Source organism: Enterobacter sp. P82 (assembly GCF_037053385.1).
GTDB lineage: Bacteria > Pseudomonadota > Gammaproteobacteria > Enterobacterales > Enterobacteriaceae > Enterobacter.
Window position 1 is genome coordinate 1,183,203 of record NZ_JBALHX010000001.1, and the last position, 15,864, is coordinate 1,199,066.

Annotated in this window: 16 protein-coding genes; 2 read left to right on the plus strand and 14 right to left on the minus strand. The window is 53.4% G+C overall.

Translation table 11 applies throughout. From position 1 onward, the window contains the following. Positions 1 to 19: 19 nt before the first annotated feature. The 3 genes from WB237_RS05520 to WB237_RS05530 form a co-directional block, all read right to left on the minus strand. Positions 20 to 1,015: an alpha/beta fold hydrolase gene (locus WB237_RS05520; RefSeq protein WP_336211189.1), complete on the minus strand. Its 996-nt coding sequence runs from the start codon at positions 1,013 to 1,015 to the stop codon at positions 20 to 22. Between the two features lie 145 nt (positions 1,016 to 1,160). Then, positions 1,161 to 1,601: a GNAT family N-acetyltransferase gene (locus tag WB237_RS05525; protein WP_108089916.1), complete on the minus strand. Its 441-nt coding sequence runs from the start codon at positions 1,599 to 1,601 to the stop codon at positions 1,161 to 1,163. A gap of 74 nt (positions 1,602 to 1,675) precedes the next feature. Then, positions 1,676 to 2,242, minus strand: coding sequence for a hypothetical protein (locus WB237_RS05530; protein WP_336213486.1), 567 nt, complete (start codon positions 2,240 to 2,242; stop codon positions 1,676 to 1,678). 134 nt (positions 2,243 to 2,376) lie between these two features. Between WB237_RS05530 and WB237_RS05535 the strand changes: the two genes are divergently transcribed. Continuing rightward, positions 2,377 to 2,925 carry a GNAT family N-acetyltransferase gene (locus WB237_RS05535; RefSeq protein WP_336211193.1) on the plus strand — a complete coding sequence of 183 codons (549 nt, stop codon included), beginning with the start codon at positions 2,377 to 2,379 and terminating at the stop codon, positions 2,923 to 2,925. Here the strand turns inward: WB237_RS05535 and WB237_RS05540 are convergent. The 9 genes from WB237_RS05540 to sad all read right to left on the minus strand — a co-directional run bounded on the left by WB237_RS05540 (position 2,913) and on the right by sad (position 13,274). After that, positions 2,913 to 3,827, minus strand: coding sequence for a bestrophin family protein (locus tag WB237_RS05540; RefSeq protein ID WP_336211197.1), 915 nt, complete (start codon positions 3,825 to 3,827; stop codon positions 2,913 to 2,915). The two genes, WB237_RS05535 and WB237_RS05540, sit on opposite strands and share 13 nt — an antisense overlap. A 201-nt stretch (positions 3,828 to 4,028) precedes the next feature. Further along, positions 4,029 to 5,480: a tagaturonate reductase gene (locus WB237_RS05545; protein ID WP_336211199.1), complete on the minus strand. Its 1,452-nt coding sequence runs from the start codon at positions 5,478 to 5,480 to the stop codon at positions 4,029 to 4,031. A gap of 116 nt (positions 5,481 to 5,596) precedes the next feature. Beyond that, complete coding sequence (locus WB237_RS05550) at positions 5,597 to 6,124, minus strand: GNAT family N-acetyltransferase (RefSeq protein ID WP_336211202.1); 528 nt, start codon at positions 6,122 to 6,124, stop codon at positions 5,597 to 5,599. A gap of 82 nt (positions 6,125 to 6,206) precedes the next feature. Beyond that, positions 6,207 to 7,172 carry a sensor domain-containing diguanylate cyclase gene (locus tag WB237_RS05555; RefSeq protein WP_336211205.1) on the minus strand — a complete coding sequence of 322 codons (966 nt, stop codon included), beginning with the start codon at positions 7,170 to 7,172 and terminating at the stop codon, positions 6,207 to 6,209. A 119-nt stretch (positions 7,173 to 7,291) separates the two neighbouring features. Beyond that, positions 7,292 to 8,731: a sensor domain-containing diguanylate cyclase gene (locus WB237_RS05560; RefSeq protein ID WP_336211208.1), complete on the minus strand. Its 1,440-nt coding sequence runs from the start codon at positions 8,729 to 8,731 to the stop codon at positions 7,292 to 7,294. 112 nt (positions 8,732 to 8,843) lie between these two features. Beyond that, complete coding sequence (locus WB237_RS05565) at positions 8,844 to 9,200, minus strand: DUF4186 domain-containing protein (RefSeq protein WP_336211211.1); 357 nt, start codon at positions 9,198 to 9,200, stop codon at positions 8,844 to 8,846. After that, positions 9,200 to 10,126 carry a glutaminase B gene (glsB, locus tag WB237_RS05570; RefSeq protein ID WP_336211214.1) on the minus strand — a complete coding sequence of 309 codons (927 nt, stop codon included), beginning with the start codon at positions 10,124 to 10,126 and terminating at the stop codon, positions 9,200 to 9,202. Before glsB ends, WB237_RS05565 begins: the two co-directional genes overlap by 1 nt. 62 nt (positions 10,127 to 10,188) lie before the next feature. Then, complete coding sequence (locus tag WB237_RS05575) at positions 10,189 to 11,778, minus strand: methyl-accepting chemotaxis protein (protein WP_336211217.1); 1,590 nt, start codon at positions 11,776 to 11,778, stop codon at positions 10,189 to 10,191. Between the two features lie 107 nt (positions 11,779 to 11,885). Next, on the minus strand, positions 11,886 to 13,274 hold the full coding sequence (sad, locus tag WB237_RS05580; RefSeq protein WP_336211219.1) for a succinate-semialdehyde dehydrogenase: 1,389 nt from the start codon (positions 13,272 to 13,274) through the stop codon (positions 11,886 to 11,888). A gap of 99 nt (positions 13,275 to 13,373) precedes the next feature. On the opposite strand from sad, the gene ptrR reads away from it, so the two are divergent. Continuing rightward, positions 13,374 to 14,252, plus strand: coding sequence for a putrescine utilization regulator PtrR (gene ptrR / locus WB237_RS05585; RefSeq protein WP_336211222.1), 879 nt, complete (start codon positions 13,374 to 13,376; stop codon positions 14,250 to 14,252). On the opposite strand, the gene WB237_RS05590 is transcribed toward ptrR, so the two are convergent. Together WB237_RS05590 and WB237_RS05595 are read right to left on the minus strand one after the other, a co-directional pair. Then, on the minus strand, positions 14,249 to 15,040 hold the full coding sequence (locus WB237_RS05590) for a PhzF family phenazine biosynthesis protein (RefSeq protein WP_336211224.1): 792 nt from the start codon (positions 15,038 to 15,040) through the stop codon (positions 14,249 to 14,251). The genes ptrR and WB237_RS05590 overlap by 4 nt on opposite strands. 27 nt (positions 15,041 to 15,067) lie before the next feature. Further along, the gene (locus WB237_RS05595; RefSeq protein WP_336211226.1) at positions 15,068 to 15,856 is read right to left on the minus strand and encodes a PhzF family phenazine biosynthesis protein; all 789 of its coding nucleotides are present in this window, start codon (positions 15,854 to 15,856) and stop codon (positions 15,068 to 15,070) included. Positions 15,857 to 15,864 lie beyond the last annotated feature (8 nt).

Below are 15,864 nucleotides of genomic sequence, written 5' to 3' on the forward strand. Positions count from 1 at the left end.
GTATTGAAAATAGCACATATCACAGCTTATCCGCGTCGATAACCGCCTTGACGAAATCCTGTGGATCTTCCTGAGGAGGGTTGTGCCCCACGGTTGCGCCGAAGGTGCGGTGCTCATATTTACCGGTAAATTTACCTGCATAGGCCTGCGGTGCCGGGTGCGGTGCACCGTTATTTCCGCCTTCAATGGTAATGGTCGGGACGGTAATATTCGGCAAAGTCGCCAGTTTTTGCTCATAGCTGTCGTATTTACGCTCCCCTTTTTCCAGCCCTAAACGCCAGCGATAGTTGCTGAGGGTTACTGCAACATGATCCGGGTTATCAAGGGATTTGGCGCTGGCCTTAAAGGCCGCATCGCTAAATTTCCAGTCAGGTGATGCCTGCGACCAGATTAAACGCGCGAAGTCATGCGTGTTTTTGGCATAACCTTCAGCACCACGCTCGGTGGAGAAATAGAACTGATACCACCACTGCTGTTCGGCTTTTGGTGGCAACGGTTGTTTGCCAATCTGCTGGCTGCTGATGAGATATCCACTCACCGATACCAGTGATTTAACGCGCTCAGGCCAAAGTGCCGCGACGATATCCGCCGTGCGGGCACCCCAGTCGTATCCCGCGAACACCGCCTGTTTGATATTCAGTGCGTCCATCAGGTTAACAATGTCTTTCGCCATCGCCGAAGGCTGGCCGTTGCGCGGCGTTTTTGCAGACAGGAAGCGCGTGGTGCCGTAGCCGCGCAGAGAAGGCACAATCACCCGGTAGCCTTTGGCCGCCAGCGCGGGTGCTACCTCGGCGTAGCTGTGAATATCGTAAGGCCAGCCGTGTAATAAAATAACTGGTTGACCATTTTTGGGGCCGATGTCGACATAACCGACATTCAGATCGCCGGCGTTAATTTGCTGTGGATTATCGAAAGCTGACGCGAAGTTTGTGCCGGTGACTTGGGCCTGACAGGACATCACAGTGCCAAGAGAAACGGTCAGAGCGAGGGTTGAGTAAGCGAGTTTGCTGAACATGTTGGTATCTCCGGTTGAGTACATTTCACGGGGATATAACAACACCTCAATGTATAGCGGATATGTTCGAAAGCGGGTTTATTGCAAGCCTGTGTATGTATCTGGGGCACTGATACAGTGTGATACAAACACAGGCGTTACAGATTTACAGGGAGAGGCGATAGCGGACGTAATCGTCAGCTTCACCATATTTATCATAGAGTTTACGCGCCGGATTGTTCTCCCGGGTGACCCAGTATAGTTTTGACCACCCTTCCCGTTTGCCTTCCTCTATCAGGGCATCAATGAGCGCCTTTCCGGCTCCCGCCCCGCGCTCGGTAGCATCGACAAACAGATCTTCCAGGTAACAAATGGGCGCTGTCGACCAGGTTCCTTCGTGCAGAATGCACATCGCAAAACCGATGACCTTTTCGTTCTTCTCTACTACGCGGCAGAACATCTGTGAACGATCTGATAACGCCCTCTCCCATGTCGATGCGGTAACAGATTCCTCAAGGTAGCAGTCATAAAAATGGGTATAGCCGTCCCACAGTGGACGCCATTGAGAATAATCATCTGCGCGTAAAGCTCTTACCGTGACAGCCATGTATTTCCTCGTATTACAAAGAGTTCGCCATTATCAAAACCCGACTTAGTTTTCGGTAACGTCACATCACCTCTTTAACGGATTTTTAGCCGCATTTCACGTGCCAGCCTGGCAAGACGCTGAGTACGACAATACAGCGTAAACAGCACAAAACCACTGCTATTCATCACTACCCGACAAAGTAACAGTGCGGAGAATGCGATGACTAGTGGCCAAAGACTTCCGTCATGGGAAAGCAGAAGATATAGCGTCTGAACGAGGGTTAGTACCAGCATCACTATGAACAGCGTCATAAACCCCAGCAATCCCGACGTTGCCCCTCGTGCCAGAAGCGCGCTTATAACAATGAGCGCGCCTGTCATTATTAATGATGGTACGAAAAAGCTCAGTGCATGATTTAATGGAGATAACCCCTGCATAGTATGGAGAAAAGGCAAAAGGTTAAACGCAAACACCACTAAAAACAGAGGGAACAACGTGGCTACCGGGTAAGGATTTTGACGCGGCAACTCGCTAAGGGGAGGAGAAAAAGACTGTTCCATCTCGGGAGTGGAATAACGTGCAATAGACTCCTCTATCTCTTTGCCATGCTTCAGAAGATCCAGGAAAACCCGTCCGGTTAAAAGAGACAAAAATCCCATCAAAATTTCGCCATTAAATAAATGTTGCCCATTTTTGGTAGTGAATAACCCCAGCATGGCTCAGCAGAATGTGATAGACATGAAAATACCAGAACCCAAACAAAAGCATAACGCTTAAATATGGAGATCCGCGGATGATGATACCGACTCTCACGACAGAACGCCTATTGCTAAAACCGTTGGTTGCCGAAGATGCCGTCCAGATACAGAAGCTTTATCCGCGCTGGGAGATCGTCCGCTATATGGTCTCTTCTGTACCCTGGCCCTACCCGGATAACGGCGCGGAAAACTATGTCAATAATGTGGCGCTGCCGGATATGGCAAAAGGAATTGCATGGTTCTGGAGCATCCGCCATCGCGACGTTCCCGATGAACTGATGGGCATTATCTGTCTGTACGATGTGGAAGATAACAACCGAGGATTCTGGTTGGCCCCGGAGTTTCAGGGCCAGGGATATATGCGCGAGGCCAGCATTGCCGCGACGGATTACTGGTTCAATACGCTAAACAAACCCGTATTACGCGCCCCGAAAGCCGCCGCCAACAGCCGCTCCCGACGTATTTCGGACAGTAGCGGCATGCGGCTTATCAGGACAGAAAAGAAAGCGTACGTCAGCGGAATACTGGAATCTGAGCTGTGGGAGATCACCCGCGACGAGTGGAACGCCCGTCAGGTCAGCTGATAATGTTTATCCGGCATCAGCCTGTCAGGAATAGTCTCTTCATCGTTCATCTGCAGCAGATCGCGTTCCATCATGTTGCAGAGGGCGTCCAATGGCAGGTCATTATTTTCTGTACCAAACGGGTCTTCCAGTTCTTCCGCCAGCGCATCCAGCGAGATGAAAGTGTAAGAAATCAGCGCAGAGACAAACGGCGTCATGTAATGCAGGTCCACAACCAGCGCGAACGGCAGCATGATGCAAAACAGATACACCGTACGGTGCAGAATTAACGTATACGCAAACGGCACTGGAGTCGTCGCAATACGCTCACAACCAGACAGAACGATGGACATGTCGTTCAGACGGTTATTCAGACTGTGGAAAAGAATGTCTGATAGTTGTCCGTTACGACGTCGAACAGCCAACCACTCTCCCATGATCAGCAAAATACGGTTCGCCGGCGAGTTGGCTTCCATCACTTTTTTTAAATCATCTGCGGCAAGATAGCGAGACAACTGACCGGCGTTCATTTCCCGGCGCAGGGTCATGCGTAAACAGTTTGCGAAGGCAATCTGCAGGCGGACAAATTCACCCAGATACTTATCGTCTGGTAGGGTGTTTTTTACCTCGCGAAACAGAGAGCGGGCCGCTATCATCAGTTGCCCCCAAAGCAGGCGAGCTTCAACGTAGCGCGAATAACAGGCGTTGTTTCTGAAACCTAAGAAGATAGCGATCGCCACGCCGAGAATGCTAAATGGCGCAACCGTAAATTTGATGCCGAGAGAGGTATACCACGGTAGCATCACGATCACGGCGATAGATAACAGGAAGTTAAGTAACAGTCGGGTGTAGATTTTAGGCAGTACCGAGCCATGCCAGACAAAAATCATTTGCAGCCAGTGCTGCTTAGGACGAACAATCATAGTGAGTTTCAGAAAAGAAAAGAGCGTGGTTATTAAACGTGATCCCCCACACGGTTGCAAGCATGTTAATGGAACATTGAATTTTCACACCTGTTTAGCTTTAACCGCACGGTGCTGCATCTGAATTTTAAATTCAGGCCTAATAGTATGTTGTAACTAAATGATGTTGTTATTAAACCCGGCCGAAGCCGGGTAACGTCCTTAGCAAAGCGGTTTTACCGCTGAGCGCATTCCTTTCAACAAAATGGCATCAAGATCCAGTGTCACCTGGTCTACGAGGCCACGAACCTGTGTGAGATCCTGCTCCCAGTGCTCACTTACGCTCAATACCGCCTGCACCAGCTCACGGGTACTGATCTGCTTATCGTGATGCTGCGCCCACAGCTGTTGATAACGTTCGAGCCAGTGTGCATCATCCTGCACCGGATAGCGTTCCCCGTTACGCTCTGCACGATAGAACGCCATCAGTGCCGCTAAGGCAAATGTCAGGCGTGCAGGTAATTTACCTGTCGCTTTCTGCCCTGCCAGCAGCTGCGGCAGTATACGAGTGCGATATTTGGTCATGCCGTTGAGCGCAATAGAGAGCAACTGATGCCTGATGTAAGGATTACGGAACCGACCTGTTACCGCGCTGGCGAAAGATTCCAGTTCATCACGCGGTAGATCCAGAACAGGAATAATTTCCTGATAAATCGCTTTCTCGACGAAGGCGCAAACGTCGCTATCATTCATCGCCTCACCCACTGTATCCAGCCCTGCCTGAAATGCCACCGGCACCAGCGCCGTGTGCGCACCGTTCAGAATCGCGACTTTTCGCTCTTTGTATGGCTTGATGTCATCAACAATCAGCACATTTAGCGGGTATTTATCCAGGCAAAGCTCACGGGCAAGGGATGCCGGTCCCTGAATGACAAATAAATAGAAATGTTCAGCCGTATCCAGGAACCCATCGTGATAACCCAGCTCAGCTTCCAGCGTGGCCACTTCGTCACGCGGATAGCCTGTCACAATACGGTCGACCAGCGTCGAACAGAAGCTGTTGGCCTCGTTCAGCCAGCGGATAAAAGCGGCAGGCAGCGCCCACTCTTGCGCATAGCGCAACACCAGTTCACGAAGTGCATCTCCGTTGTAGTCAATCAATTCACAGGGAATGATTATCCAGCCTTTGTCTGGCGCGCCGTTGAAGTGACTGAAACGCTCAAACAGCAGTCGCGTCAGCTTCGCCGGGTAACTCACTGCGGGGGCATCTTCAAATCTGTCACCGGCGTGATAACTTATCCCGGCTTCGGTGGTATTCGAGAAAACAAAGCGCATCTCCGGGTTGTGAGCCAGTTTCAGGAACTCATCATATTGGCTATAGACGCTGATCTCCCGGTTAACGGAACGGATAAGACGCGCATCGCTCACCGCCTCACCTTGCGCATTCAGGCCACGAATAATCGTGGTATACAAACCATCCTGAGTACTGAGCGACGGCGGGAAGTCACTTTGAATAGGACGAACGATAACCACACCAGCGTTAAGATCGGCATGTTCGTTTAACAAATCGAGTTGCCAGTCGACGAACGCACGCAGGAAATTGCCTTCACCAAACTGAATGATACGTTCAGGATATTGCGCACCGGGAAAATCACGACGGTTGAGAGTGTCCACTTTAGGTTCCTTTTATAATTAGTCATACAGCCTGATAAGATTGGTACGATAACCTATCAAAACCTGACGACCAGAAACCCTGTTTTGATCAATCCCGGTGCAGTTGTGCAAAATAATTACAGGAACTTGTAGAACACGGACGTGGCCGTCATGGCACCGTCCGGCATAAGAGCATAGCGTGGGATCTCGCCGACCTTTTGCCAGCCAGCGCGCTGGTAAAACGTCTCGGCGCCGCTGCCTGTGGAAGTATCAAGCACCAGCACGGAAATGCCTCTGGCTCTGGCCTGAACTTCAAGCGCTTCCATTAGCGCCATCGCGGCCCCTTTCCGGCGCGCTTTCTCATGAACGAGCAGCTTTGCCACATCCGCACGATGAGGCTGGTTTTCCGGCTGGTCGGTGATTAACTGCACCGTTCCGATGATGCCGTCCTGCGGGTCGACACAGGCCAGCACGAGGCGCTCATTGCGCCCTACACTTTCAGCAACACCGCGCCAGAAAGAGCGGCCCTTCTCCAGACTAAAGGGAAGCATAAAGCTGACGGATGCGCCGCCGTTGACACAGTTTTCGAGGATCCCGGCCAGGGCATCAATATGGGTGAGAATGTCTTCGCGGGTGAGGCTTTTGATTTGCAGTGAGGTATTCATTGTTATTCCTTACGTTGAATACGCTCACTGTGCATTTAACATCTTCTTAACGCAAACGGATCGAACATAGGCTTTTGTTATGTCACCGGGCGCACTGGCGCTGCAGTTTCATGGCATACATCTTTTCATCAGCATCTTTCAACCACTGTTGCGGGTCATTGCGGTTATGGTCGAACTCACTTAACCCCCAGGAGAACTGGAGCGACCAGGGGTGTAATTTGCGGGCGTTATAGTTTTCGACTTGCTCGACGAGATACTGCATAGCGATCCAGGCTCCCTGCTCATCCGTATCCGCGAACAATACGGCGAACTCATCTCCACCAAAACGCACCAGCAGATCCGCCTCACGGAAAGAAGCGCGCATCAGTTGTCCCATCACTTTCAGCGCCTTATCGCCTTCTTCATGACCAAAACGATCGTTAATCTCTTTAAAACGATCCAAATCCAGCCAACCAAGGGTTAACGGCTCAGCTCTGCGTCGGGCAATGGAAAGGGTGAAACGCATGAGTTGATTAAAGCCCCGGCGGTTAAACAGCCCGGTCAATTCATCCGTCGTCGAAGCACTGATCGCGGCAAATTCATCTTCTGCCAAAGCGCCAAGATCTCCCAGTACGGCGAGATCCGCCGCTGAAAACTCGCGGGGCACGTAATCAACCAGACATAGCGAGCCTACGCTTGCGCCATCACGCAAACGCAACGGGAAGCCCGCGTAGAAACGAACACCAGGTTCACCGGCCACCAGCGGATTATCCGCAAAACGATCGTCCTTGAGCATATCTCCCACCACCAGCGGCGCTTCGGTCAGGATCGTATGGCCACAAAATGAGATGTTACGCGGCACAGTGCCGGGTGCCTGCCCATCGGCTGACTTAACGATCAGCGCATGTTCATCAATAAGATTGACCATCGCCAACGGCACCTGGAAGAAGCGTTTTGCCAGTCGTGTTAAGCGGTCAAACGATGGGGAACCGTCAATCTCAAGCAAGCCAGACTCACGCAGTGAGTTAAGACGTTCCGTTTCATTTTCAGGGATTGCAGGTGCTTTCATAATGTCTCCTGACGTAAAGCGTTACTCAAAGCGTAGCTTAAACAGGAACGTTGTCAGTGTTCGAACATCCTGTTAAGTCGCTTACTATTCACGTCAATGCCTTATGACGATTAACGCAGCTATGTTTCACTTCCGGAGGTCGCGGCAATTTGCTCATCCGACACCCGGGCGCTGGTACGATTTCGACCCGCTTTTTTTGAACGATAGAGATGATCGTCCGCTTCGGCCATCAGTTTATTGAAGACCTCCGTCAACTGCCATGACTCAGCCTTGCCACTCCCCAGGCCAATACTGACCGTCAAATGGAGTGCTTGCTGACGCCATGTAAAAGGGTGACTGGCAACGGTGGACCGGATGCGCTCAGCCAGTTCAAAACCATTCTGCGCGTCGCCAGAGTTTACCACCACAGCAAACTCTTCTCCGCCCATTCGCGCCACCATGCCATCTTCACCAACGACCTCCTGAACCTGCCGGGCAAACGACGCCAGCACGCGGTCCCCGCACTCATGGCCGTAGTTATCATTAATGCTTTTGAAGTAATCAATATCCAGCAGCATGACGGTCAGAAAACGTGAATGGCGATACGTTTCTTCACGCTTCAACGCCTCATAAAGGCCGGAACGCGAGTAAACCTGCGTTAAAAAGTCGTAATCAGCCCTGAGAGAAACCTGGCGAATCAGGGAATTAATCGCTGCCATGCTGACGGATACCATCACCGGGCAGATCGCCATTGTGGCGATCCCCAGACGGGCTGAAAACATCATCGGCGTCGTAAACGGCGTCGCCACGGCAATATTAATAATCGAGTTGGCGACCAGAATGATTTCAGTCGCGCCCGTGATAAACGTCAGCAGACAGGTCGCAGGCAATGAGTAGCGAACCGCACACCAGATAAGTGCAGGAAGAGGAAATGAGAGACTCCCCGCCCCGCCAATCACCACCGATGCAACCACCGAGACGATCAAGGCAATCACCGGCAAGAGCTGTTCAAGACGTAACCTGAATTCACGCAGGGGCATACGTAACGTAAGCATACAAGGCACAACAAGCACGCCGGTTGAGAATTGTTCGCTAAACCAGTCGGCAAAAAGCGGCCAGAAGGTGTGACTATCAATCCCCACTGACCCCACCGCACCGAGCAACGCACAAAGCAGCGCGGCAATCAGGCAGTAGTTAAACAGACGTAACGCGTTGAGCGGGTCGGGGGTTTTCTTCATTAACCGTCTGTCGCGCTGAACCAACACGGCGACAACAACGATAAAGATCATATTAGACAGATTAATCACCACTGAGGCCATTCCCCAGTTGGTCGTCACTGCGTCGTACGTCAGCATAGCAACATACGACACCGCGTAATAATGCAGGCGATTCAGATAGACATAACGGGCAAAGATCCCCGCCATGACGCCATTCAGCGGCCAGAACAGCGACAAAGCCTCAATCAGCCGTAATTCCGCCCCTACAAAATAGAACAAGGAGGTGAGAATAAAAATCGCCAACGTATTTCGCAGCGGCGTATCGGGTTGGAACAGCCTGAAAGCGGTAAGAGCAGAACGCATTAAATATCATTCCATATGTTGCTTATGGCAATTACTGCGGTCGTCAGCATGGTCGGGACTAACTTAGGATGCATCTATAACACAATTACAACGGGATCATAACTCGTCAAATTTAGGTGTTCATCTGGAGCACCAGCCAGTGGTGGATCACGCTGACGATATAATGCTGTTGCTGCGCCGTAAGCTGAACACCCTGCGGAATGTTATGCCATTTTGCCAGACAACCCCGACAACAGGTGGCCGTAGCATGTTGGGCAATAAACACCGGGTGACCACGCATCGGTGTCTGTTTGCCATCATTTACCGGCAAGGCCGGAGCAAGGCGCTTTTCTACAAAGTCAGCGGCATGCCGATCGATGGTTTCGGCGCCTTTGTCCCAGCAGTACTGTCTTTCCTTATCGCCTAAGCGAAAGCGCGAACGAAAACTCGATCGCGCCAGGCGGGAAAAGAGAGGCTCCAGGTCAGACATCAGTATACGGAACGCCCAAGACGTTGGGTCAGTTGCTCCAGAACCGCCACACCGGCAAGCGAATTCCCCGTTTCATCCAGTTCCGGGCTCCAGACGGCAATCGCCATTTCATGAGGTACAATCGCCACCACACCACCGCCAACGCCTGATTTGGCCGGGAGGCCGACACGCCAGGCAAACTCGCCAGCATTTTGATACATCCCGCTGGTTGCCATCAGGGCATTAACCTGACGCGCCTGCAGAGGTGAAACCACCTCCTGGTTAAGATGCGGAGCGTGCCCCTGGTGTGCCAGGAACAGGAACGTTTGAGCCAGCTCAACGCAGCTCATTTTCAGGGCGCAGTAATGGAAGTAATTTTGCAGAACGGTCGCCACGTCATTATGGAAATTGCCGAAGGATTTCATCAACCAGGCGATAGCGGCATTGCGTGCGGAGTGTTCAAATTCCGAGCGCGCCACCACTGGATCGTAGGCGATATCGTCTACGCCTGAAAGCTGGCGAACAATCTCAAGCATTCGCTGACGTGGCGCGCTGAGGCGGCTTTGCAACATGTCGCAGACTACCAGCGCCCCGGCGTTGATGAAGGGATTTCGCGGCTTACCCTGTTCGATTTCAAGCTGCAGCAGTGAGTTAAAAGGCTGGCCGGAAGGATCTTTACCCACGCGCTGCCAGATTTCGTCTTCTTCATACTGGCGCATGGCTGCAACCAGGCTCAGCACTTTGGAAATGGACTGAATGGAAAAACGTTCAGTTGCATCGCCTGCCTGGTATCGCTGTCCGTCCAGGGTGCAGATAGCGATGCCAAGTTTATTCCCGCTGACCGAGGCAAGGGCCGGAATGTAGTCGGCAACCTTCCCCTTTCCAATTAACGGACGAACCTGCGCCAGAATCTCGTCCAACATCTCATTATGGATGACCGCAGCCACACTTTGCTCCTTGCCCTCAGGCTAAAACGGGCTGCGAGTATAACAGAGGCTTATGTATTACGTCAGGCGCTAAGACGAAAACGCGAAACCGCCTGCAATAAAAGATCGGATTGCTTCTGCAGCCGCAGAGAAGCATCCGAGGCGTCAGAGACCAGTAAATCCGTCTGACGAGAGACCTGATTCAGCGCCTGAAGTTGGCTTGTCATCTGATGAATACTCTCTCCCTGACTGAGCGTGGCGGCTGAGATCTCATTCAGCAAACTACTTAAATTCCCCACCAGACCGGTGACCTGCTGCAAGTTATCCTCCATCCGCTTAACGGCGCGGGAACCGTCCTCAATCCCCTGTAATGAGCGATTGATAAGTTCCTGGATAGTCTGCGTCGAGTGGCTGCTCTTTCTGGCCAGCAGTCCGACTTCCCTGGCGACGACGGCGAACCCCCGCCCCTGGTTCCCGGCATGGGCAGCCTCGATGGCGGCATTTAGCGCCAGGATATTGGTCTGAAACGCCACACTGTCGATCATTGCCACGATCCCGCGCATCTCTGAGGATCGGTCGACGATCGCCTGCATAGAGGCATTAACGGTAGACATCATCTGGTCTCCGCCAATTGCCGCCTGGCGCGCTTCATCCGCTCGCGAGCTGGCGAGTCTGGCATAACCCGTGTTCCCTTCTACATGCGTTTCCAGTGCCGCAATATGCGCCGTCACGTCCTCAAGCTCTTTCGCCTGGCGTGCTGACTGCTGATACAGCTTCTGGTTACCCTGCGCAAGAGAACCAATGTTCTCTACCATAGAGGTGGTGGCATTACTGACCTGAGACACCAGTTGCTGTAACCCCTGTTGCATGGTGGTAATACTGTCGCTGAGCTGCCCTATTTCCCGGTTAAAACGCGTAACACCCGGTGGAGTGCCGGAGAGATCCCCGGCAGCCAGTCGGTTGATGTGCGCAATCAACTGACGCAACGGCGTAATCACCCATCTGGACATGCCGAACCAGACGGCAACGGCAATGGCGAGTAACAGAACCGGAGCAAACAGGAACAACGTTTGCAGACCAGAAAGCTGTGCCATCAACGTCTGGCGGCCCTGCATGGCCTGCTTCTCGCTGGCTTGCTGATAACGTGCATAGTTGTCGTTAAAGTCTGTCTGAAATGCCTGAGCCGGTACGGTAAAAAACGCATCAATAGTGTTAGTTTTGACCAGAGCTTCAGCCTGCTCTTTGATCGCGCCATAGAACAGCTGATAGCTATTCGTCAGAGCATCATCTTTCGGCGGGTTAAGCGCCAGCCAGGCCTTCCATGCCTGCTGAGAAACCGTCAGCGCCTTTTGCGCGTCATCCATCAGGCTATGCCAGCTTCCGTCGGAGCCGGTCTCTTTATCCTGCATAAACCAGACGCCGGACCGGTTAAGCAGATCGCTTGCCGCCAGCAGGGAGACACGGGCCAGATCCAGCTTGCTCTGCTGCTGATACGCCAGCAGATTTTTCTGCTCGTTATGCTGAGCTTCATTCAGGGAGGCGTTAAGCAGGAATGACGAGGAGAGCTGCAGCGCGGAGAAAAGGCCAATAATGCAAAAGATGCCCGTCAGCAGGCCAAAGTGACGAGGGGTGAGACGCTGCGCAATACAGCGAAAAATTTGCGTTAGGTTCATAATTATCTTCATTAACAATGCGTTAGACGCGTGCGAGTCTACGAAATGAAAATGACAGAACCATTGCAGAGAAATGACAACGGCCCTCGTGATGAGGGCCGAATAAATTACACGCGATCCTTCCACACCGTCTGCACGTTGCAGAACTCGTGCAGCCCAAAGTGGGAAAGCTCGCGGCCAAATCCACTCTTCTTCACGCCACCAAAGGCTACGCGCGCGTCGCTGGCGCTATAGCCATTGATAAACACCCCGCCGCATTCCAGCTCGCGAGAGAATGTATCCGCAAGCGCTTCATCGGCGGTAAATACGGTGGCGGAGAGTCCAAAGTCACTGTCATTTGCCAGTTGCAGAGCATGTTCCGCGTTTTTCGCTACTGTGATGGCCGCGACCGGACCAAACAGCTCCTGGCGGAACGCCGTCATCGATGGGGTAACGTTCGACAACACGGTTGGTGCGTAATAGTTACCCTCACCGCTGATTTTCTCCCCGCCCAGCAGCAACGTTGCCCCTTCAGCCAGGGTGGCCTGCACCTGCTGATGCAGTTCATCGCGCAGGTCAAAACGCGCCATCGGGCCAATATAGTTCTCTTCCCGATCCGGAGCACCCATCTTCAGCGCAGAAACCGCATCGACAAAACGTTGGGTAAAAGTATCCGCAATACCCTCTTCCACAATGAAGCGTTTTGCCGCCGCACACACCTGTCCAGTGTTCTGGTAGCGACCCGCTACCGCCGCCTTCACGGCAAGATCCAGGTCAGCATCGTTGAGAACGATGAATGGGTCAGAGCCCCCCAGTTCAAGAACGCATTTTTTCAGCGCCGCCCCGGCCTGGGCGCCAATCGCCGCACCGGCACGCACGCTGCCGGTTACGGTAATTGCCGCAATACGACGATCGTTAATCACCTGGCTCACGCCATCATTAGTGGCATTCACCCAACCAAAAACACCTTCAGGAAACCCTGCGTCTGCAAAAATCTGCGCAATAAGATCGGCTGAACCGAGGACGTTCGGCGCATGCTTAAGCAGATAGCTGTTCCCGGCCAGCAGGATCGGTACCGCGCCACGCAGCACCTGCCAGAGCGGGAAGTTCCACGGCATCACCGCGAGAACCGGTCCCATTGGTCGGTACTCAATCGCCGCCTTCTGGTTTTCCACCAGCGTGGGCTCCGCACGCAGCATCGCCGGGCCGTGCTCAGCATACCAGTCGCACAGACCGGCTGATTTTGCCACTTCCGCCCGCGCCTGCAGAATGGGTTTTCCCATTTCCCGGGAGATCATCTGCGCCATCTCTTCCGCACGGTTGCGCAGCGCTGCGCCAAGATCGCGTAGTTTCTGCGCACGGTGTGAAACGCTTTCGCATCGCCACTGACGAAAACCCGCGTCAGACAGTGAAATCGCGTGTTCAACCTCCTCCTGGGTTGCCCACGGCCAGGCTGCGAGCGTTTCCCCTGTTGTCGGGTTCACAGAGAGGGCATGTGTTGCAGGTGAATAAGTCATGATGTTCCCCACGTTAAAACGGTTGATCGATTGTGGCCCACTCTGCTATTTCTTAAAAATGAATAATACTAACCACCTTATTCACGAATCGAGAATGCTATGGATTTAACCCAGCTTGAAATGTTTAACGCCGTCGCACAGACGGGCAGTATCACCCAGGCGGCGCAGAAGGTGCATCGCGTGCCGTCCAACCTGACGACCCGCATTCGCCAGCTGGAAGCTGACCTTGGCGTTGAGTTGTTTATTCGTGAGAACCAGCGTTTGCGTTTATCCCCCGCCGGGCATAACTTCCTGCGCTACAGCAAGCAGATCCTGGCGCTCGTGGATGAAGCGCGCATGGTCGTCGCGGGAGATGAACCCCAGGGGTTATTTGCCCTCGGGGCGCTGGAAAGTACCGCAGTGGTACGCATCCCTGAGACGCTGGCGCAGTTTAATCAGCGCTACCCACGTATCCAGTTTGCCCTTTCTACCGGACCATCCGGGACGATGATTGATGGCGTACTGGAGGGAACCTTAAGCGCCGCCTTTGTCGACGGGCCACTTTCGCACCCGGAGCTGGAGGGAATGCCCGTCTACCGCGAAGAAATGATGCTGGTCACCCCCGCCGGGCACGCGGAGGTCAAACGTGCCACGCAGGTGAGCGGTAGCGACGTCTACGCTTTTCGCGCTAACTGCTCGTACCGTCGACACCTGGAAAGCTGGTTTCATGCAGACAGAGCCACGCCTGGCCGCATTCATGAGATGGAGTCCTATCACGGCATGCTCGCCTGTGTTATCGCGGGTGCGGGTATTGCGCTGATGCCCCGTTCAATGCTGGAAAGCATGCCGGGGCATCATCAGGTTGAGGCGTGGCCGCTGGCAGAAAACTGGCGCTGGCTGACCACCTGGCTGGTCTGGCGACGCGGTGCAATGACCCGCCAACTGGAGGCCTTTATAGCGCTGCTAAACGAACGTCCACAACCAGCGCCGCACGGTTAGCGTAAATAGATGCGCCCTTTCAGATACAAAGTCGCCTGGCCGCCAATTAACACCCGGTCACCCTTCAGTTCGCAGCGCAGATCCCCGCCGCGATACGACACCTGGCGGGCATTCAGTGAGGTTTTACCCAACTTCTCACTCCAGTAGGGGATCAGCATACTGTGAGCCGACCCGGTGACCGGATCTTCCGGCACCCCTTCACCCGGGCAGAAGAAGCGACTGACGAAATCGTACTCATCACCCGGCGCCGTCACGCAAACCATTTTATCCAGCGGGAGCATCGCCGCGATGTCCGGCGTTAGTGCTTCCACCGCCTGCTGGCTCTCCAGCATCACCATGTAATCTCGACCAACGCGCACCTCTTTCGCCTTTGTGATGCCCAGCGCACTAAACAGCCCCGCAGGTGGGTTGTCGACCACCTCCGTTGACCACGCAGGGAAATTCAGCGTCAGCCAGTCGCCGCTGCGTTTTACCGTCAGTTCGCCGACAAAGCGCGTGGTGAAGGTGATTTCGGTATGCGGATAATCAAGGTACTCGAAAATAACGTGTGATGCCGCCAGCGTGGCATGGCCGCACAGGTTAATTTCATCCAGCGTGGTAAACCAGCGCAACTCAAACCCGCCGTCGGTTCTCACAAAAAAAGCTGTCTCAGACTGGTTATGCTGCTGCGCCATTTTGAGCAGCGTCTCGTCCGGCAACCACTCTTCCAGAGGACACACTGCTGCCGCATTGCCGCCAAACGTTTTGTCACTAAAGGCATCCACCAGATAAAATTCAATTTCCTGCATTGTCTCTTCCTCTCTTGTTATGGGTATTCAGCGCAGAAAAACTGTGCCTTTCAAATAGAGTGCTGCCTGGCCGCTCATCAGCACACGTGAGCCTTTCAGTTCGCAACGGACATCCCCGCCGCGTGCGGAAACCTGACGAGCAAGCATCGTCGTTTTACGCAGTTTTTCACCCCAGTAAGGAATGAGCATCGTGTGCGCAGAGCCGGTAACCGGATCTTCCGGGACGGACACCCCCGGCGAGAAGAAGCGGCTGACAAAATCATATTCACTGTCTCCCCGTGCCGTTACCGTTACTTTATGTTCGCCTGGCGTCATCGCGGAGATGTCTGGCGCGAGCGCTTCGACCTGCTGGCGATCGTCCAGCACGATGAGCCAGGCCCGGCCTTTACGGGCTTCAGCGTAGTTGCTGATCCCCAGGGCAGAGAGCATTTCCGGCGGGGGCGTCTCTTCATGCGTTGGGCATGCCGGAAAATCCAGTGTCATCCAGTCACCTTCACGGCTTACCGTCAGGCGGCCAGATGCGGTATCAAAGTGGATCCGCGAGTCGGGATAATCCAGTTCGGTAAACAGGACATACGCCGCCGCCAGCGTGGCGTGACCGCAGAGATTCACTTCCGTAAGAGTGGTAAACCAGCGTAGCTCAATCCCCCCTTTACTGCAGACGAAAAAAGCCGTCTCCGACTGATTATGCTCTTGCGCCATTCTCAGCAAGGTCTCATCGGGTAACCATGTCTTCAACGGGCAAACTGCTGCCGGATTGCCGCCAAAAGTTTTGTCACTGAAGGCATCAACCAGATAAAAATCAATCTCCTGCATTGTCTTAC